The sequence below is a fragment of the Enterocloster sp. OA13 genome, assembly GCF_022440595.1.
Taxonomy (GTDB): Bacteria; Bacillota; Clostridia; order Lachnospirales; family Lachnospiraceae; genus Enterocloster; species Enterocloster hominis.
Genome location: NZ_JAKNTF010000001.1, coordinates 3019699 through 3038648 on the forward strand (window position 1 = coordinate 3019699; position 18950 = coordinate 3038648).

Annotated in this window: 17 protein-coding genes; 3 read left to right on the forward strand and 14 right to left on the reverse strand. The window is 46.1% G+C overall.

Translation table 11 applies throughout. From position 1 onward, the window contains the following. Positions 1 to 56 precede the first annotated feature (56 nt). The 4 genes from MCJ35_RS13365 to MCJ35_RS13380 all read right to left on the reverse strand — a co-directional run bounded on the left by MCJ35_RS13365 (position 57) and on the right by MCJ35_RS13380 (position 5386). A complete protein-coding gene (locus MCJ35_RS13365) occupies positions 57 to 1349 on the reverse strand; it encodes a GntP family permease (RefSeq protein WP_025486787.1) in 1293 nt (430 codons plus the stop codon). Positions 1350 to 1380: 31 nt separating this feature from the next. Further along, positions 1381 to 2676, reverse strand: a complete 1296-nt coding sequence (locus tag MCJ35_RS13370) for a nickel pincer cofactor-dependent isomerase, group 22 (RefSeq protein WP_025486786.1) — start codon at positions 2674 to 2676, stop codon at positions 1381 to 1383. Positions 2677 to 2816: 140 nt separating this feature from the next. Continuing rightward, complete coding sequence (locus MCJ35_RS13375) at positions 2817 to 4031, reverse strand: mandelate racemase/muconate lactonizing enzyme family protein (protein ID WP_034578089.1); 1215 nt, start codon at positions 4029 to 4031, stop codon at positions 2817 to 2819. A gap of 41 nt (positions 4032 to 4072) precedes the next feature. Continuing rightward, complete coding sequence (locus MCJ35_RS13380) at positions 4073 to 5386, reverse strand: APC family permease (protein WP_025486784.1); 1314 nt, start codon at positions 5384 to 5386, stop codon at positions 4073 to 4075. Positions 5387 to 5649: 263 nt separating this feature from the next. On the opposite strand from MCJ35_RS13380, the gene MCJ35_RS13385 reads away from it, so the two are divergent. After that, entirely contained in the window at positions 5650 to 6555 is a 906-nt protein-coding gene (locus tag MCJ35_RS13385; protein WP_025486783.1) for a LysR family transcriptional regulator, read from the forward strand. A gap of 109 nt (positions 6556 to 6664) precedes the next feature. Here the strand turns inward: MCJ35_RS13385 and MCJ35_RS13390 are convergent, their stop codons facing one another. The 4 genes from MCJ35_RS13390 to MCJ35_RS13405 all read right to left on the reverse strand — a co-directional run bounded on the left by MCJ35_RS13390 (position 6665) and on the right by MCJ35_RS13405 (position 11869). Beyond that, the gene (locus MCJ35_RS13390) at positions 6665 to 7864 is read right to left on the reverse strand and encodes a DUF401 family protein (protein ID WP_025486782.1); all 1200 of its coding nucleotides are present in this window, start codon (positions 7862 to 7864) and stop codon (positions 6665 to 6667) included. A gap of 200 nt (positions 7865 to 8064) precedes the next feature. Beyond that, positions 8065 to 9252, reverse strand: coding sequence for a MalY/PatB family protein (locus MCJ35_RS13395; RefSeq protein ID WP_025486781.1), 1188 nt, complete (start codon positions 9250 to 9252; stop codon positions 8065 to 8067). A gap of 21 nt (positions 9253 to 9273) precedes the next feature. Continuing rightward, entirely contained in the window at positions 9274 to 10611 is a 1338-nt protein-coding gene (locus MCJ35_RS13400) for a Na+/H+ antiporter NhaC family protein (protein WP_025486780.1), read from the reverse strand. Between the two features lie 55 nt (positions 10612 to 10666). Next, a complete protein-coding gene (locus MCJ35_RS13405) occupies positions 10667 to 11869 on the reverse strand; it encodes a MalY/PatB family protein (RefSeq protein ID WP_025486779.1) in 1203 nt (400 codons plus the stop codon). 229 nt (positions 11870 to 12098) lie between these two features. Between MCJ35_RS13405 and MCJ35_RS13410 the strand changes: the two genes are divergently transcribed. After that, entirely contained in the window at positions 12099 to 12806 is a 708-nt protein-coding gene (locus MCJ35_RS13410; protein WP_025486778.1) for a helix-turn-helix domain-containing protein, read from the forward strand. 9 nt (positions 12807 to 12815) lie between these two features. Here the strand turns inward: MCJ35_RS13410 and MCJ35_RS13415 are convergent, their stop codons facing one another. Continuing rightward, complete coding sequence (locus MCJ35_RS13415) at positions 12816 to 13202, reverse strand: winged helix-turn-helix transcriptional regulator (protein ID WP_025486777.1); 387 nt, start codon at positions 13200 to 13202, stop codon at positions 12816 to 12818. A 200-nt stretch (positions 13203 to 13402) separates the two neighbouring features. Here MCJ35_RS13415 and MCJ35_RS13420 point away from each other — a divergent pair, with 200 nt between their 5' ends. After that, positions 13403 to 13693 carry a hypothetical protein gene (locus MCJ35_RS13420; RefSeq protein ID WP_025486776.1) on the forward strand — a complete coding sequence of 97 codons (291 nt, stop codon included), beginning with the start codon at positions 13403 to 13405 and terminating at the stop codon, positions 13691 to 13693. Between the two features lie 72 nt (positions 13694 to 13765). On the opposite strand, the gene MCJ35_RS13425 is transcribed toward MCJ35_RS13420, so the two are convergent. From MCJ35_RS13425 to MCJ35_RS13445, 5 genes are all read right to left on the reverse strand, one after another. Then, positions 13766 to 14509: a FadR/GntR family transcriptional regulator gene (locus MCJ35_RS13425; protein WP_025486775.1), complete on the reverse strand. Its 744-nt coding sequence runs from the start codon at positions 14507 to 14509 to the stop codon at positions 13766 to 13768. 143 nt (positions 14510 to 14652) lie between these two features. After that, on the reverse strand, positions 14653 to 15870 hold the full coding sequence (locus MCJ35_RS13430) for a mandelate racemase/muconate lactonizing enzyme family protein (protein ID WP_025486774.1): 1218 nt from the start codon (positions 15868 to 15870) through the stop codon (positions 14653 to 14655). A gap of 16 nt (positions 15871 to 15886) precedes the next feature. Then, the gene (locus MCJ35_RS13435) at positions 15887 to 17167 is read right to left on the reverse strand and encodes a TRAP transporter large permease (protein ID WP_025486773.1); all 1281 of its coding nucleotides are present in this window, start codon (positions 17165 to 17167) and stop codon (positions 15887 to 15889) included. Between the two features lies 1 nt (position 17168). Continuing rightward, complete coding sequence (locus MCJ35_RS13440) at positions 17169 to 17729, reverse strand: TRAP transporter small permease (RefSeq protein ID WP_025486772.1); 561 nt, start codon at positions 17727 to 17729, stop codon at positions 17169 to 17171. Between the two features lie 47 nt (positions 17730 to 17776). Beyond that, on the reverse strand, positions 17777 to 18949 hold the full coding sequence (locus MCJ35_RS13445; RefSeq protein WP_227807930.1) for a TRAP transporter substrate-binding protein: 1173 nt from the start codon (positions 18947 to 18949) through the stop codon (positions 17777 to 17779). Position 18950: the final 1 nt, after the last annotated feature.

Sequence of the window (18950 nt, forward strand, 5' to 3'; positions counted from 1 at the left end):
ATGATGCGCCATTCAAAATCAATAGCTTTTGAAGCCTTAATGCCTGCCCTTGATGCCTACATGACAGGATATAAAACAAATCCTAATAAATCCGCCACAATCAGACACAGCAGGGAACATATGACGGTAGAAACAAAAATAAACTTATAGCTATCCTTTGCAGTAAACCCGCAGGTATCCATTATGGTAATAAGCATTCCGTTGTGGGGGAGGCAGCTGAATCCCGCAGTGGCAATGGCTGCAATACGGTGCATGATTTCAGGCTGGATTCCCATGGCCAGGTAAGGGCCGGATAATAAACTCATGGCAACATCGGCCCCGCCTCCCCCATTACCTGTCAGGCTTCCTGCAAATGCCGATGCCACGCTTAAGGAAACCATGGGGTTTAAGGGAAGGGCTGCGATGGCGTCCAATATGACCTTGGCCCCTGAACAGGCAAGGACCGCGCCGCCGAAGCCCACTGATACGGCCGTGGTGACCATGGCGGACCCAACCTTTTTAATCCCTTCATTCACTGTTCCTAATTTATCCGGAAGGTTTTTGCGGCCGATTACCATGGCCAGGACAGTCCCTGCAAGCACTGCATAGGAAAGGTCCATTCCGAATCCATTGATCAGGACAATAATGAGTATCATTGGAAGGGCGGATAACCACGGCCTGACACCTGCATCCGCCTGGAAGCGTTCAATCCGCTCCTGAATGTTTTTATCCGCATTAAAATGTCCGCCTTTTGCCCTTACCCTTGCGAATACGGACCGGAAGTACAGGAACAGGAAACCCATTGCCACAATGGAACAGGCCATTCCCACAACCGGGGCCGCCATTGGCGATGTGCCCAGATACGTGACCGGGATGATATTATTGAGCTGGGCCCCGCCCGGCAGCATGGAAAGCGGGAATGTACAGGAACTGCTCATGATACATGCAGGAATCAGTTTTCTGGGCAGGTCCGCCTTTTGGAAGGTTGCCAGAAAAATAGGGTATACGGTAAAGACGATGACGAATACGCTGACCCCTCCATAGGAAAGCAGCGCCGTTGCCAGCATGGCTCCATAAACAGCATTGCGTTCCCCAAACGCCTTTCCCACCATTTTGGAAAATGACGCTGCCAAAAGCGTTTCCTCCATCACCCTGCCAAACAATGCATTTGTGACAAATACCATAAAATACTTGGCAATGAAGCCCGACATGGAAACCGCATAATGGTCCATCATCAGATCCGTAAACGATATCCCATTGGTAAATGCCAGTACCAGAACGCAGACCATGGTAGCAGGTATCAGGCTGACCCGCCTGTATATCAAAATAATCAATAATAAAATCGCTATAATCACTCCGGCTAAATTCACTGTAACAACTCCTTCTGGGTGAACGGCAGCATCATGGCGTTTCACCTAATCCTATCAGATTTCCATGACAGTCAAATTCCATATCCCGCGGCTCTGATTCAATTATCAGGCCCTTATTTTCCTTTGCCTCCTCATAGAATGCCTCGGATAACCATATCCGCCTTATATTCAGGGAGTTAGGTATCCTTACCAGCCTCCAGTCATGGGAATCTGCATTGGTCACGGTCTTCAGGCATACCTGGATTGCCTCCCTGTCGTTTTCCATGACAACAGGGATTCTTGCGTTTTCTATCATCTTGGTAGTAATAAGGTTCGGATATGTCTGGTCAAAACTCATTTTTTCAAAAAAGCGGCGTGTGGTTGCATGGGCCATTCCAATCCCGACCCCGCTATGGCAGCTTTCATCGCTCAGGTCCAGGACCGCTACGCGCTGGCTCCTGATTCCGCCTGATGCGTACGGGGTAAGGAAGGTGCCTGTTATGTTAGGGTCCATACCGCTTCCGCTGAAATTCTTGCCAATCTGGTCAACAATCAGGACATCGCACTCCGGCACCTGTATCCTCGGTATCAGCGCCTTGGCCCTGTTAAGCAGTTCAGGCTCTCTATCAGCAATCTCACTGCTGTCCAGCACTGCGATTTCCGCTGTCTCATCATATGCATTCTCGATAACGGCAACTGCAAAAAGGATATTTGAATTCCGGATGACAGCCTTGCCAAAGGCAGGAACATTCTCCGCCATACGTCCATAACCCTCATCATGGCACACGCTTGCCCCAATCTGTTTTCCCAGTCCAATGGCCATCATTTTCATGATACCGCTCTCATAAGGCCCCCTGAAATTGGTATGCGGCTTAACCCGGCAGCATACAATGATACCGTCTGCCCCAGCCGCATTCTTATCAATCAGTACGTCCCTTCCATCCTCAGTACATCCTATTTTCACAACATCCATGCCGGATTGGATGGGGCAGCCAACTGTCTCCTCGGTAATCCCAAGGGCACGCAGTATGGCGCGCTGCCCCTCACCCGTGGCGCCTCCGTGACTGCCCATAGCCACCACAATAAACGGATTGGCGCCTTTGCTTCTTACAAATGCAACAATGGATTTCGTTAAGATTACAATATTTTTTATCTGCCGACTGCCACATGTGATTGCAATATTCATACCCGGCTGTATACGGGACGCAAATCTGTCCTGTTCAAGCATGCCTTCTATTAATTCTGGTATCTCCTGCGGTTCAATATGCTGATTATCAAATACCTGCTGTACCTTAAACATTTTAGGGATTTTGACATCTTGAACCAGATTTGATATTACATTTCCCATAACCCACCTCCCGGCTGCGTTTTAGCCGGCTTTCCTTGTCCGCTGTCCGCGTATATGCCTGTAACGTCTTTTCAAAACACGGCCACAACGTAAATGGATGCTTAAACCGTCATATTCACGCTGTGGCGTTCTTCCAACTATTATTTCATATATTTCATACCAGCTGCCACTGTAACAATATCTGCCTTGGCAATACAATCTTCGGTCGGTTCCTGTCCCAGTCCCGGCAGTTCCGGAACCTTATATGTTCCATTTTCCGGCTGATAGTCATATTTGCAGGTGGACCGGTTCACGGGATTCAGCGCCCTCTGATGATGCTCATGAATCAGGAAGTTAGGGATTGCAGCTTCAATCTGCAAGGCAGCAGCCTTGGAAATCGGGCTTCCGCATACATGGATCTGAACATTGGAATCATACAGCCACGCCATATCGCATATCTTTTTTGCTTCTGACAGACCGCCGCACAGGCACAGATCCGGCTGCGCCACATCCAATAACCGTTTCTCAAAGAACTGCCTGAATCCCTGTCTTGTATAAATCCGTTCGCCGGAAGCAATGGGGATGCTGGTCTTTTTCTTGATTTCCGTAAAGTTCTCCACATTCAGCGGGTGGGCCGGCTCTTCATAGTAGAATATCCGAAGAGGCTCCAATACCTGTGCAATCTGGATGGCTGCCATGGTATCCGTATTAGAATGCATTTCTATGATGATATCCAGGTCTTCCCCGCCAGCTTCGCGCATTGCCGCAACACGGTCATAGACTGTCTTTATGACATGATTCTGGAGCGGTCCGCGTATGTTCCATGATTTTCCGGATGAGTCAGGTACAATGATGGGGTCTACTTTAACGCAGTCATATCCCTCTTCCATTGCCCGCAGGGTCACATCCGCATACTCCTCAGGTTCCACCAGTTCCTGCTTGGTGATATCAGAACCCCAGTTAAACTGCACCTGGCTGGCATATGTACGCAGGTTGTCATTGGTCTTACCTCCCAGAAGCTGATAGATGGGAACCCCCAATGCCTTGCCCTTGATATCAAGAAGGGCTATGTCAATGGCGCTCATGGCCGCGGAAACAACGGTTCCTCCGCCCATTCCCCAGAATGTCTTGCGGAATATGGTCTCCCAGACCTCTTCTGTATTCATGGGATTCATCCCAATGATCTGCTCTGCAAAATCCTGAATCATTCCGCGGCCGGCCCTCCAGCCTTTTCCATACGCAAGGCCTGCCTCACCCCATCCGCATATGCCCTCATCCGTGTTCACACGGACCAGCACTGGACTCCATGCGCCCCGTGTCGTGGCTCCTTTATTACCGCTAGGCAACTGTAATGCATCAATACTCGTAATCTTCATAATCAATTCTCCTTTTAAGATTCATCCTGTTTATCCAGGTTTCAATGTTTAGCGCTTTCCAGGTTCACTTTGCCGCTGTTGTATCTGGCCACGGCATAGATTGCACAAAAAACAATAAATACAACATTAATAAGAAGTATCTTGGTGGTCAGCCCCCTGGCCGACAGATACACCATGTAAAAATTAGCTGCAAATGTAAGTATCATGATTGTATAAAATACACTGTCTGGTACATGGAGGAAGGATTTCTTCCATTGTTCAGGCATTAATTTTGGCAGGCGTATGATTGATACCGCCGTGACCATACGCAGGGTATAGCCTACTAATACCAGATTATTGGTAATGGTCTTTATGCTCAGCCCCGCAAGCAGGGGGATGATTCCCACAAGGAAAATCAATGTCATGATGATGTATGGGACATTTCTTTTATTCATCTTTGCAATGGATGCAGGAAACCAGCCATCCCTTGCCGCCCTCAAAAGCGGATTGGCCCGGGAACCGTATGTGGAATTCATTGTTGTCATAAGAGCCATCACCGGCCCTCCAATGATAAATACAGGGTACAGATTGCCGAATATCTCCTTTGCCGCCAGGGTCAATGGTTTCCCTGCCACCTCCTCTATGGGAAGGACACCGCAGTTAGCAATTGCCACCGTCACATATAAAATCAATATGACGCCCGTTGAAATCAGGATTGCCAGCGGAATATCCCTGGTGGGGTTTTTCGCATCCTTGCTGAAGTTCATTACCATATACTGGCCGTATGTGGAAAATGCGTAAATCGCAATCGCATTCACAAAACCGCCGTAACCTTCTGTAAAAAATCCCGGACTGCTGATATCGTACACAGCAGGGTTCACCATTGTCATTCCATATATCCCAAACATCAGAAGGGCAATGACCAATATGGCTGAAAGGATCTTCTGGGCATTTGCCATCATATTGACACCCAGCAGATTCAGGGCAAAAAAGAAACAGACAGCGATTAAACCAATGAGCCTCCCATTCATCTCAGGAAATATCGAATTGACATAACTCCCCAGCGATGTTCCCAGCAAAGACAGGCTTAGGCATTGTGATATGAATGCCGTGGCGTAAAAACCAGCCATCTTCTCATTGAGCATATCGGCTACAATACTGTATTCCCCGCCCTGAAGCATGGTCGTACTGCTTATGAAGATAAAAGGTATGATACTGATGAATCCAACCACTACCGCTGCTCCGTAAGCCAGCCATGCAGATGTCCCAGTGGCCACGATGGCTGTTCCGATTAATGTGACCACGCCTGCTCCGATTACCTGACCGCAGGATATGGCAACCAAATCAACCAGCCCCAATTTTTTTGTTTCTGTCAAAATAGCACCCCCTCAAACTTACACTTTTAAAATAGTTTCCTTCCTCCGTCATGTACTTTCAGATTTTGTACGATATCGACTGTGCGCACTGGAATCATACAGATATTCTGTACAATTGACTAATATTATGTTACAATATCTCCATACTTTAGTGAATTACTTTCTTTTTTAAGAGTTGTTAGACTTAAGACTAACGTACAGGTGCCGCCTGGCTGCACATATGCCACTTCACTCCTTCTCATAAGATTTTCAGAGGTCCTATCATGGAATTATTACAGTTACGTTATTTCGCAGAGCTGGCTAATATGGAGCATTTATCTAAGACTGCAGAGAAGTTGATGATATCACCGCCCTCCCTGAGCAGCACAATCAAAAAACTAGAAAATGAACTGGGTACCCAGCTTTTTGACAGAAGCAGGCAGCAGATGCGCCTTAACGAAAATGGAAGGATTTTTTACCGCTATGTACAGACTGCACTAAATACCCTGGATTGCGGTGTACTTACCCTGACACAGACCAACTGTCCCATACTCAAAGTGGCCCTGACCAGTTTTCCTGTGTGGATTGATATGATTTATGCCTATGAGCAGTCACATCCCGAGGTGGTTCTTGAGTACACGGTCATCACGTTAGACGAGCTGAACAACGCCCCATCGCCGTTTCCCTGGAACTTCTTCCTGGGAATCATTGAAGATGTGGACACGGGGCGTTTCCAGTCCCATAAGGTCTTTCCACCTGAAAGGCCTGTTGTTTTAATGTCCGTCCTTAATCCCCTGGCTGGCCGCTCTGAAATCCGGCTGGAGGAACTGAAGGATGAGAATTTCATATCCGTAAGAAGGGAAAATTCCTCTGCCCATAATTTCATGATGGCACTGTGCCGCCAGGCTGGTTTCGAGCCGAGAAAAGTCTATTATGGGGACTACCTGATGCGTGTAAAGCTGGTTCAGCAAAACCGTGGTGTCAACATCACCACAATGGTAGGGGCCACCGTGAATGCAATTCCCCTGGATACCATTACCGCCATCCCTTTGTCATCCCCCATCATGACCCGCACGCAGGCCATAAGCTGGGAGCAGGATAAACTGTTATCAGATACGGAACAGACGTTCCTGGATTTTGCGGTTAGATACTTTAAGGAACATCCCCTTATGGATCCAAAGAAACTTTGATGATACTGCCGGATACATAAATAAACAGCCCTTATGGAATACATGGCCAATAAGGGCTGTTTTTTAATAATATCAAATAAAATATCTGGTATGGCATAACTATCATGAATCATAAAATCAGCAAAATATTATAATAAATCGTCATCAAAGCACAAAATACCAATGATAACGGTAATGTCTTACGGATTAAATCCCCCAATGTCACATGAAAATAATCGGATGCGACCACCAGACACACATGGGTGGGTGACAGCTGGCTGGCCGCATGGGTAATGCACATGAGATAAACCATCAGGGGCATTCCTCCCGGAATAGCAGCAAATGCCAACGGTGTACCTAAGGCTATGGCGCCTGTAGAACCGCTGATTACCGTGGCAACAAAAAACAGTAGCGCGAAAATTAAATATGTAGGAAGTGGCAGGATTGCCATGGTTTCCGGCAGCAGGTTAAGAACACCTGTGTAAGATATGAACTCCTTCAGCACAAGTACCAGAAACGTATTGACCAACATGGTCTTTTCAAAGGCAGATTGAAGCATGAGCTTCAGTTCTGCTGTCTTTATACCATATACCAATATGGAAACCATAATGGATATCAGAACAGATGACACCACATCTAGCCCAAATGCCAAAATCAGCACCAAAATCAACAATAATGACCACAAATGCTGCAACAGATGCTGCAAATCCCTGATACGTGACTTACTTGGCATTGTTCCTGTCGCTTTTGGTATCCGCCTCAGATACATTACGTATCCTAAAAGCGCCAGTGTGATAACCGGTACAATCATTCCCACCATGAATTGTGATATTCCCACCCCTGACAGACTCAGCATTACCAGCACTGCGGTATAGGTCGGAAGCACACTTTCCGGAATATGGCGGAACCAGCTTGCCACCAAAGCCTGTTCTTTTGGTTCCAGATATCCGTCCGTGGCATCTTTTACAATCTCACTGCACAGAATCATGGATGCAGCTGACGGGAGCAGTCCGATAAACAGCGATGCTCCTGCTGTATTCACACGATGGTTATGGAAAATCCCATTCAAATCCTCCTGCGCCAGCTTAATCTGACTGCGTGATTCCAAAATCCGCTGTAAAAATGTTATCAGGTACAGGGACAATAATACAGACAGGGACGACCATTTTGTAATGACCATGGAGAAACATCCTGCCATTATCATGGGCGGAATCCGGTACAGCAAAGCCGTTGCGCAGAGTCCGCCGAGAATTGCCTGATGCAATGGACGCCGGACGGCCAACAAGCCTATGATGATGAGAAATACTGCTACCAGATACATAATCTGCATTTTATCGAACCCCCTGAGTATATAAAACTATTTTATCAATAATACTTTATTTTAAATGATTCTATTTCAGCAGACAACTTATCTGCAAATTTATGAGTAACTATTATTTTTAATAGGAGTACAGATATTTCATGGTTTCTTCCCACAATCGGCGAAAACTACGACAGTCCCATCAACTGCCGTAGTTTTATATCCCTCAATTAAGATAGATTACCCGCCTCTGCCACAATACGTTCAACCGCCTGCTTTATATAAACCGGATCGGTGGCAAGGTTCAGGCGGATGAATCCTTTATATGCCTGGCCGAACCATTCACCGTAATCCACAGCCAGCCTGCAATGCTTCTGGACGAAATCCAAGGTCTGTTCCGAATCCACATAACTTCGTAAATCAATCATTACCAGATATGTTCCTTCCAGCGCGCACACCGTCATCCTGGGAAGCCGTTTATTCAGTTCCTCCTTAAGATACCGGTAGTTGTCCCGTATGACATCCAGTACCTGTCCAAGCCATTCCCCGCCATATGTGTAACCGGCTTTTGTCGCAACCATACCCATGATGCTGACCTCCGTACGGTTCAGGGCCGACGCAAACTGATCGTATTTTCCCCGTAGTCCGTCATCGGTAATGATAATATGGGAGTGAAGGAGCGTGGCCAGGTTAAATGTCTTGGAAGCGGAATTGAGGGTAATCACAATATCCCTGTACCTGCCTCCTGATACGACCGCAGCCGGGACAAAAGGCTTGTCCCCTAATATAATATCCTGATGGATTTCATCACTGATAACAAGGACATCATGCTTTTGGCAGACAGCCAAAACCCTGTCAAGCTCATCCTCTGTCCATACCCTGCCCGCCGGATTATGGGGAGAACACTGGATGAACATTTTTACCTGGTTCTCCACGATGGCTTTTTCTATTGCTTCGTAATTCATGGTGAAATACCCATCGTTATAATCAAGTTCCACCTTGACCAGCTTTCTGCCCCCGTTTGTAACCACATTGTGGAAAGGATAGTATACCGGCGTCAGAATCAGGCAGGAATCCCCCGGCTTGGTAAACGCATGAATCATCCATGCAATTGCCGTCACGCATCCCGTTGAGAAACGTACCCACTCCTTTTTGACAGGAAAATGATACCGGCGCTCCATCCATCCTGAAAATACCTCATAGTAATCATCCGGAACACAGCTATATCCAAACACCCCATGCCGCGTCCGTTTTGTCATCGCATCCACAATACCGTCACAGGTCTTAAATTCCATATCCGCCACCCACATGGCAAGTAAATCCGTTTCCCCGAATTTCTGCTGCAGTCCATCCCATTTTAAACTGTCCGTTTTGTGGCGGTCCACCAGATATGACTGCAAAAACTCCTGTTTGTCCAAATTGTCTTTCCTCCTCCTGATTTAAAATCCACTTTCTTTCTCTTCCTTTGTCCTCAGCAAACCGAATTGTATTGTAATACAGGTAAATAAAATCAATAAAACAGGATAAAAAGCGTATCTCACGATTTCAAGATAGGTTGCACCTCCGTATTGCTGTACCAGAAGGACACTGCTGTCATGAGGAACCAGCATCAGGATTGCGCAGGAGAAGATATCCAAAAGACTAGCCAGCCGTTTCGGCGCAATCTTATACTTAGAGCCCACCTCTTTTGCAACCGGGGCCGTAATGATGATGGCTACCGGATTATTAAGCGTGGTCCCGGATATGGCCATACTTACCAAGGATATCAGATATTCACAGCCTTTCCTGCCCTTGATTTTCTCTGTCATCGTCTTAACCAGCCAGGAGATACCCCCATAGTATTTAATCAATTCAATCAGGCCGGATACCAGCATGGAAAATACTGCAAGGAAAAACATTTCTTCCATGCCGGAACCGATGGCCATTGTCCACTCAAAAAAGGTAATGGTCCCCATGGCCATTCCTATGATTCCCGACATAAGGATTCCTATAAGAAGGACAAGAAGTACATCCAAACCGGCAATTGCAGTGACAAGGACCGTTATGTAAGGCAATACTTCAAGCACGCTGTAATGAAGCCCTTCCGTATCAATCGGACCGCTTCCATTGGAACCCAGGACTGCGTAAAGGATAATTGTAATCACCGCTGCCGGCAATGCAATCAGGAAGTTCATCTTAAACTTATCCTTCATCTCTGCCCCTACCCCTTTGGTGGCGCAGATCGTGGTATCTGAAATCATGGACAGGTTATCACCGAAATATGCGCCTGCAATCACTGATGCACCTGCCATTGCCACATTCAGACCGGCTCCCTGGGCAACAGCAACCGCCACCGGTATCATGGCAACCTGTGTTCCCATGGATGTGCCGATACAGGTGGAAATAAAACAGGTCACGATGAATATACCCGGTATCAGGAAATGGGACGGGATTAAGGTAAGGCCCATATTCACAATGGACTCCTTTCCTCCCATAGCGGCTGCGGCGGAGGAAAATCCTCCTGCCATCAGCACGATGATCCCAAGCAGCATAACCCCGGAATTTCCAGCTCCTTGACAATAAATATCTATTTTTTTACTTATAGGCGTTTTCCTGTCATAAAATATCATTGCGATTATGATTGCAGCCATGACAGCCACATAACGCGGCATTTTTCCAAAGGGATTTTCCACCCCCATGATGGTAAATACCACCCCGCATCCAACATATAGTCCTAAAAATATCAGCATTGGCAAAAATGCCAGCGCCTTGTAATTCTTACCGCACCTCTCATCCATGTATGTGTACCCCCTATTTTATTAACCCCGGCCAATATGTGCCGGTTGGAATCAATCACAGCGTATGTTTTGTATTCACAGCCTCGCAGATACGTCTCAGTCCCTCTGCCAGCGTGGCCTTTGGGCATGCCAGGTTCAAGCGGATGAAACCATCTGAATTCTGCACAAACATGTTCCCGCCCTCTAACAGGACCCCTGCCTTGTAGGCAAAGAACATTGGAAGGTCCTCATCCGGAGCAAAATAGTCATTTAAATCCACCCAGGCCAGATAGGTTGCCTCCGAAACACGGTATTTTGCCCTTGGAAGATGTTCTGCCAGATACTCCCCGACCAAGCGGAAGTTGTCATCCAGATAAGCCCTTAGTTCCTCCAGCCATGGCTCTCCCTTCTCATATGCAGCCTGTGCCGCGGCAACACTCAGCGGATTATCAAAATTATAGTGGCGGCCAAGCCAGGTATTCCTTAAGTCCCCGTCACGGATCATGACATTAGAAATCATCATTCCGGCCAGGTTAAACGTCTTGCTGGGTGCCATGCATGTAATCAGACGCCCGTAATCAGGCATTACCTTGCCCATGGGGATATGTTCCTGATTCCTGCGGAGCAGATCGCAATGTATCTCGTCGGAAATCACCCACATCTGGTTCTTCTCAATGATGTCCGCCATCTTCCTTAACTCTTCCTCCGTCCAGACACGGCCGCTGGGATTATGAGGATTGCAGAGAATGAACAGCGTGGTTTTCCCATCCGCGGCCTTTTTGGCAAAATCCTCAAAATCAATGCTGTAACGCCCCTCATCATTCTTCAAATCAGAACACACGTATTCACGCTTGTTAAAATCTGCCGCATATTTGAAATATGCATAAGACGGGGTCATGAACAGCACCTTCTCGTCCGGCTGGCAGATATACTCCACCAGTTCATACAGCGCCGGTATGATTCCATTTGACATCACCAGTTCCTTCCGGTCAAAGGTCCAGCCATAACGCCGCATGCACCAGTCCGCCAGAGCGTCATAATAACTTTTTTCAAACACCCTGGTGTACCCGAAAATACGTTTATCCAGACGTTCCCTCATCCCGTCAATGACTACATCCGGAGTGGCAAACTCCATATCGGCCACCCACATACGGATAAATTCCTCATCCTTATATGGAAACGTCATGGTCTCATCCGCATGAAAAATATAGTCCCGGAATCCATCCGTATTCATGGCATTTGTATGCCTTCTGTCAATAATTTCATTAAAATTATACATAATTTACATTCCTTTCCATTGCAGCTGCTTTTTGATAAGTTAATTTTAACAACTAAATGCTTTCAGGTCAAAGCAACCATTTTTTCTTTACAGTGGAATTTTTATACATTTTTTCTACTCAGGATGGAATTTTATAGTTCTATATGATAGAATTATGGATAACATCGAAAAAAAAGAAAAAATTCGAAATAATGTTGATTTGTACGATACTTTCAGGAGGTAAATGAGTATGTCAGAAGTCAGCGCACAGATTGGGAACCAGATACGCCTGATACGCAAAAAAAGGAAAATGACTTTGGATGATTTGTCAAATGCAATCCATAAAAGCAAGTCCACTATTTCAAAATATGAAAAAGGTGAGATTGCCGTGGATATCGAAACCCTCTATGAAATCGCGGATGCCATTCAGGTCCATGTGGAACAGCTGCTGTATTGTTCCCCAAAACGCACTGCCATATCTTCAAAGAACAGCAGTCCTGCATTTTTTAATGGGGTATCACAAATCTACTCCTATCTATACGATGGCAGAAGCAACCATATTGTCGGCTGTGTATTTGATGTCCTGTCAGAAACAGAGGAAGGGCAATACAAGATCATGATGTATATGAACTTCAAAGATTTCAAGAATTATCAGAACTGTGAAAATACATATTGGGGCTATATTGAGCACTACGATGCCATGACGTATATTTCACTGACCAACCAGGATACGCCGATGGAAAAAGCCAGCGTCCAGATACTGGCATCCTATCTGGATTCAGACACTAAATGGGGCTTATTCAATGGCTTTTCTTCCCGCCCCATGATGCCGATTGCCATCAAGATGCTGTTCTCAAAAAACCGGTTGAAGGAGGATGCTGATTTAGTCCGGCTGTTGAAGGTCTCCAAAGACGATATCCGGCTGCTGAAGCTTTATAACATGCTTTCCGTCACTTGATTTTACCAGTCACTTCATCCCTGCATGGTAGTCACATTTCTGGCATTGGGATAGTGTATTTTCACTGCCCTCCCGATGATAGGCCCCGGACCAGAGGCAGATGCTCTTCAATATGGGGACGACTGAACTCCCCTTCTCTGTCAGGCAGTATTCAACACGCGGCGGAATTTCGTCATACTGCCTGCGCAGTACAATACCATCTTCTATCATTTCCTTTAAAGCAGCTGCAAGGACCGCATCCGTAATATCCGTCATCTCCCTGCGAAGTTCCGTGTACCGCAGCACATTCTTCTCTGCCAGCACACAGATGATACGTGATTTCCATTTTCCTCCGAAAATATCAAGCCCATATTCTAAAGGGCACCGGATATCTTTTTTTAACTTTGGTTTATACATTTTCCAACCCCCACTCTCAATTCTATTTATAATATGAATATCTTTTTCCATTATAGAAGAAGCACTGTACATCTGCAAGTTACTATGTAATTTATTAGTCACTTATTAATTTACCGATATATTCACATTTTCATTTTCGCCTTCTATAATCATATTACAACTTAAAACAATTGATATCTGAATAACAGGAGGTCAACAAAATGAAGATCAATGCTTATCTTGAAATCACCATGAAAATCGATGACACGAACCGCCCCGCAGCCGCTAAAGTGTACACAGATTACCGTACACCGTTTCTCAATACAATCCCGGGCGCCCTCAGCAAAGATTTGTTAATCCGCCACGATGATGTACAGGTACTGCACGGATTCGACAGCGTGGAACATGCGCAGGCTTATCTGACCAGTGAAATGTTCCAGAACGATGTGTTTGTCGGTCTGAAACCGCTTTGGAGCGCTGAACCCGAGGTAAGGATTTACACTGTTGCATAATATAGCAATAAAAGAACCCAGCGAAAAGCAATTCCGGCTTTACCTGGGTTCTTTAATATATACGTACTTTTTCTATTTTTCCAAATCTATCTTATAATCAATCACATCTGTATATGCCCTTTTACAGGCGTCAAAATCATGGTTCCTGATTGCCATACAAATGACACGGTGTAAATCGCTCCATGGTTCGCCCTTCTTTTTCCGCTTCTTCCAATATTCAAGACGCTCCTGCAGGACAATATGGATATATTGGTTCAGTAACTCCTGGAACATCAGGAATGCATAGACAAATAGGTCATTATGGGAAGCCTCGCAGATCTTCTTGTGGAAATCCGTATCTGCTTTTACTATCTCCTTAAATGTATCTTCCGATGGCTGCTCTAAGTAATCCCGTTTTAAATTTTCAAATTTTTCGCAGGCATCCTCCAATATCCTTATATCCTGCTCCGTGGCATGAATGACCGCCAGTCTGGAAGCCTCAATCTCAATGGCATACCGGAATTCGCAGACCTTATCAAGCAGCTCCGGCCCCAGATAGAATTCGCTGGCCCTTTCAAGATAACTTCCAAATGAAAATTCTTTTACGTACGTACCATCCCCGACCCGTGTCTCTAATAGCCCCATCCCAATCAGCCTCTGCATGGCAGTCCGTACCGTCAGACGGTTTACATCAAACATGGAGGAAAGTTCAATTTCAGACGGAATTTTTTCTCCGGCCTTCCACCTGCCGTTCTTGATGGCCTCCTTCATGTTCTCAAAAACCTGTTCATTTACAGGCATCCTCTTTACTTTCATACCCTCTTCAAAAGCACTCATATCATCACTTCCCAATTTTCTCTATTTTAAATGGATTAATCCAGCTATAAGGATTATACCGTTTTTTCCTATAACTGGCAAGGCATTCCACGGCTTTTACAAAAAGCGCGGAAAGCACTAAGGCTTTCTGCGCTTTCATGTCATTATTTTACTTCTACCTTATCACAATGGGTCAGGGCGTATTCTGATAATTCATTTCCAAGTCCGGGCAGGGAGGGAATCCCATATTCTCCATTAACCGGCTGGTAATCATAAATACACAAGTCCTTATTAAATTTCTGCAGATTATATACATGATGCTCATGAATCACAAAGTTGGGGATACATGCTTCCACATGGAGGGCTGCTGCCGTACATAAGGGGCTGGCGCAGGTATGTACCTGGACTCCAATATCATACGTATGGGCCATGTCACAAATCTTCTTGATTTCCGTGATACCTCCGCAGGTACCGATATCCGGCTGGATCATCTGGATTGTCTGGTCCTCAAAATATGGCGCATACTGCCATCTCGTGTAAATCCTTTCGCCGCTGGCAACCGGTATATTGATTCTGTCCGCAATGAACCGGGCTGTCTTGGGTGTCGGTGTATTCGGCTCTTCGTAGCAGAATATGTTATACTGCTCCACCCTTCTGGCAATCTGCACCGCTGACTGCGCATCCAGGAAGGAATGGTTTTCCATGATGATGTCAACATTCGGACCAATTGCCTCACGCACTGCCTTCACACGTTCTTCAACCAAATCCATATATTCCGGTTTTAATAAACCTGTACGCTGTTCCTCTGAAAAGGTCTTTCCTGCCCTGTCGAATGTGAAGAAGTCTATTTTTACCGCGTCATATCCTTCCTCTACTGCTTTTAAGGCATTATCAGCGTAATCCTGCGCACTTAAAGCCGGATTCAGGGAATCCCCCCAGCCGAATTGCAGCTGGCTTGCATAGGTACGCAGTTTATCGCGGAACTTGCCGCCAAGCAGGACATGGAGGGGAACATTAAGCGCCTTTCCTTTAATATCCCACAAGGCCATGTCCAATGCGGATAACCCTGCAAAGAATACCGGTCCGCCGTTCTGTCCCCAGAATGTCTGCTTGTAGATTTTCTCCCAGATGGGTTCTGTTTTCATGGGGTCGGCCCCTATGATCATACCGGCCAGTTCCTTTACCATACCAAAAGCGCCCGGAGCAGCAGAGCCGTATGCCATAGCCGCTTCGCCATCCCCATAGATTCCCTCATCTGTGTAAATCCGGCAGACAACCGGTCTCCACGCAATATTATTCCAATCTGCCGGTGCTCCTGGTTCTACCTCCTTCATCTCCTTACTGGAATGTAACAGCATTACGTCAATCTTTGTAATCTTCATTTTAATTTCCTCCTTATCATCCACCAAATAACCTGAGCGGCAGGTAAATCACCGCCGGTACAAACGCTACAACAAATAAAACAATGGCCAGTCCAATCACGAATGGGATCATCGGCTTGACTATCCGTTCCATGGGTATCCCCGTCATGGAAGAGGACACAAACAGGTTGGTGGCCAAGGGCGGTGTACAAAAGGCAATGGATAAAGCCAACACCATGATGATACCGAACTGTATGGGGTCAATTCCATAGGGCTGAAGCACATTTAATAAAATGGGTCCTAAGATAACAATCATAGGCGTGGTCTGGACAAACATTCCCGCTATGAACAGAATCAGGAATACCAATAGGATGACAACCACCTTGCTGTCTACCGTGTTGGTAAAAAATCTCGTAATGGAGCGGGTTACACCCATATAGGCAAATATCTGCCCCAGGGCGGCGGCAGGCGCCAGGGTAAGCAAGGTCCCGCCAACAAAGGTGCTGGTCGATTTCAGCTGGTTGAAAATCTCCTTCAGTTTCAGTTCCTTATAATAAAAGCAGCCAACCACCACACCGAACACACAGGCAACGACGGATGCCTCCGTTACTGTAAAAATCCCGCCATAGATACCGCCCAGTATAATAACCGGCATGAAAAGCGCAGGCCAGCCGTCCTTCATGGAAAACAGCAGTTCTTTTACAGTGAATTTCCTCTTTCCTACAATATGGTGCTTCTTACAATAGAAGTAGTTGATTAACATAAGAATAAGCCCAACCAACAGGGACGGTCCTAATCCTGCCATGAATAAATCGCCAATGGAAACCCCCATTGTCACCCCGTACACCACCATGGGAAAGCTGGGCGGCACAATAACGCCCAATGAGCCGGCAACTGTAATAAGCGCAACTGCATAGTACTTGTTATATCCATGGCGGACCATCTCCGGAAGCATGATCCCGCCGATAGCCGCCACTGTCGCAGGAGCAGAACCGGATACCGCCCCAAAGAACATACATGCAAGAATCGCTACCATGCCCAGGCTTCCTGTAATCCTGCCAATCAGACTGTTGGCAATGGCCACCAGACGTTTTGACAGGCCGCCGGCATTCATCAGGTTTCCAGCCAGTATGAAGAAAGGAAGCGCTATCATGGTATAGCTGGCGACTCCTGTATACATAATGGACGCTATGAATTCCTGTGTCGTAATTCCGTTCATCGCAATCAGCAGGAAGATGGGAAGCAACAGGCAGACGCCGATTGGTACACCGATGAAAAACATTGCAAACATCACAATGAACATAGTTGTCAATTCCATACTATAATTCCCCCCTTTCTTTGGCTTCCAGCGCCTCTTTCTCACAGGAATCCAGGTCAATTGCAGGCTTGGAATATCCCAGATTGGTTTCATTTTCATTCCATAAACGTATGATATCCTGTATGATGCGGATACCGGTAAGGATTAAAAGGATTGGTATCCACAAATATATGATTTTCTTAGGTATCCTGAGCAATGAAGTCTCACTGTCCCCCAGGGCCTCAATTACCTTATACAAAGGTCTTTGTATGTAAATACAGAAAAACAGGAATATGATCTGGCTGGTTATCATTAATGCCTTTTTTATCTTGTATGGCACGAACTGCTGGACAATTTCAATTGATACATGTTTCCTGTTGGTGACAGCTGCCGCTATACCGCAGTAAATCATAGGAACAAATAATAATGTGGCAAGTTCTTCCGTCCATGCAAATGAATGATTCAAAACATACCGGCTGAACACCTGGATTGCCAAAAGTATCCCGGTGAACCCAAACAGGATTGCCGCTATATATTCCTCAAAATGGGACAGATAGTATTTTATATCTTTCTGTGTCTTCAATCCCCCCGCTCCTTTCATATGTCCGTATTAGTTATCCTTCCCTTGGCTTACTTAGCTGCCTGGTCCGACAGATACTGATTCAGCTTATCCCAGCGGTCCTGTCCCATGATGGCAACCGCCTTTTCATGGACGCTTTCTTCCATCATCGTATTAAAAGCAGCCAATTCCTCATCCGTTAGGATCCTTACCTGCATTCCCGTCTTTTCACATTCATCCTTATAGAACTGGTTTAATTCATTTACCCGCTCATATCCCTTTTCTTCTGCTTCTGCAATCAGTGTCCCAAATATTTCCTGGTCCTCCGGTGTCAGCCCGTCCCAGAAGTTCTTGCTGATTACCTGTACTGACATCTGGAACAGATGGTTTGTTTCAGTACAATATTTCTGTACTTCGCATAACTTATCCACATACAGGTTCTGGTACGGATTTTCTTCACCATCTACGACTCCCTGCTGCAGGGCCGTGTACAGTTCACTGTAAGTAACGTTAGTAACAGAGGCTCCCATGGTCTCAAACGCAGCAACCTGAAGCGGGTCGGTCAGTATACGCATCTTTAAACCCTTTAAATCAGAGGGCGCAACAATTTCTTTCTTATTATTTGTCATCTGCCGGAATCCAAAGGGTGCTATTCCCTTAAATATCACTCCCTCTATGTCGCTTTCTGCACGGCTGCACATATCCTGTTTCAGGCCTGCCTCAAGGATACCCCTGACCTGTTCCTCATTGCTGAAAAAGAATGGTATATTCATTTCGGAAAATGCATTGGTGTAATCGCCAAAATTTCCAATTGACAGGCAGTTCATCTCAAAAGCCCCGCTCTTTAACCCGGATACAATATCATCAACCGTTTTGGCCAGCGTACCGTCTGCATATAATTCCAATCGGTATCTCCCATCGGTCCTTAAGGGCAGTTCTTTTGCCAGGTGGAGGACCATTGCAGGAATCGCCCCGCCGTTTGTGTCAAATGTATTGCTGGATGTGTTATTGGTATAACGGATCACCTTTGCGTCCGGATACTTGTCAGCTGCCCATTCACAGGCTTCTATTGCGCTGATTCCAGTATATTCATCACCATTGTCCCCGCTGGCTGTTTTGCTGCTGCCTTTGTTATCCTGGACCGGCTGTCCGCTGTCCGCTCCTGCCTTGTCCTGTCCCCCACAGCCTGCTAACAATGAAAGAACCATCCCCATCGCCAATAATGTCTTTATTCCTCTTTTCATG

Excerpts from the sequence above, each read along its gene's own strand:
- MCJ35_RS13370 (WP_025486786.1), bottom strand. The coding sequence starts at position 2,676 with ATGGGAAATGTAATATCAAATCTGGTTCAAGATGTCAAAATCCCTAAA.
- MCJ35_RS13375 (WP_034578089.1), bottom strand. The coding sequence starts at position 4,031 with ATGAAGATTACGAGTATTGATGCATTACAGTTGCCTAGCGGTAATAAA.
- MCJ35_RS13385 (WP_025486783.1), top strand. The coding sequence starts at position 5,650 with ATGGAATTATTACAGTTACGTTATTTCGCAGAGCTGGCTAATATGGAG.
- MCJ35_RS13390 (WP_025486782.1), bottom strand. The coding sequence starts at position 7,864 with ATGCAGATTATGTATCTGGTAGCAGTATTTCTCATCATCATAGGCTTG.
- MCJ35_RS13400 (WP_025486780.1), bottom strand. The coding sequence starts at position 10,611 with ATGGATGAGAGGTGCGGTAAGAATTACAAGGCGCTGGCATTTTTGCCA.
- MCJ35_RS13405 (WP_025486779.1), bottom strand. The coding sequence starts at position 11,869 with ATGTATAATTTTAATGAAATTATTGACAGAAGGCATACAAATGCCATG.
- MCJ35_RS13410 (WP_025486778.1), top strand. The coding sequence starts at position 12,099 with ATGTCAGAAGTCAGCGCACAGATTGGGAACCAGATACGCCTGATACGC.
- MCJ35_RS13415 (WP_025486777.1), bottom strand. The coding sequence starts at position 13,202 with ATGTATAAACCAAAGTTAAAAAAAGATATCCGGTGCCCTTTAGAATAT.
- MCJ35_RS13420 (WP_025486776.1), top strand. The coding sequence starts at position 13,403 with ATGAAGATCAATGCTTATCTTGAAATCACCATGAAAATCGATGACACG.
- MCJ35_RS13425 (WP_025486775.1), bottom strand. The coding sequence starts at position 14,509 with ATGAGTGCTTTTGAAGAGGGTATGAAAGTAAAGAGGATGCCTGTAAAT.
- MCJ35_RS13430 (WP_025486774.1), bottom strand. The coding sequence starts at position 15,870 with ATGAAGATTACAAAGATTGACGTAATGCTGTTACATTCCAGTAAGGAG.
- MCJ35_RS13435 (WP_025486773.1), bottom strand. The coding sequence starts at position 17,167 with ATGGAATTGACAACTATGTTCATTGTGATGTTTGCAATGTTTTTCATC.
- MCJ35_RS13445 (WP_227807930.1), bottom strand. The coding sequence starts at position 18,949 with ATGAAAAGAGGAATAAAGACATTATTGGCGATGGGGATGGTTCTTTCA.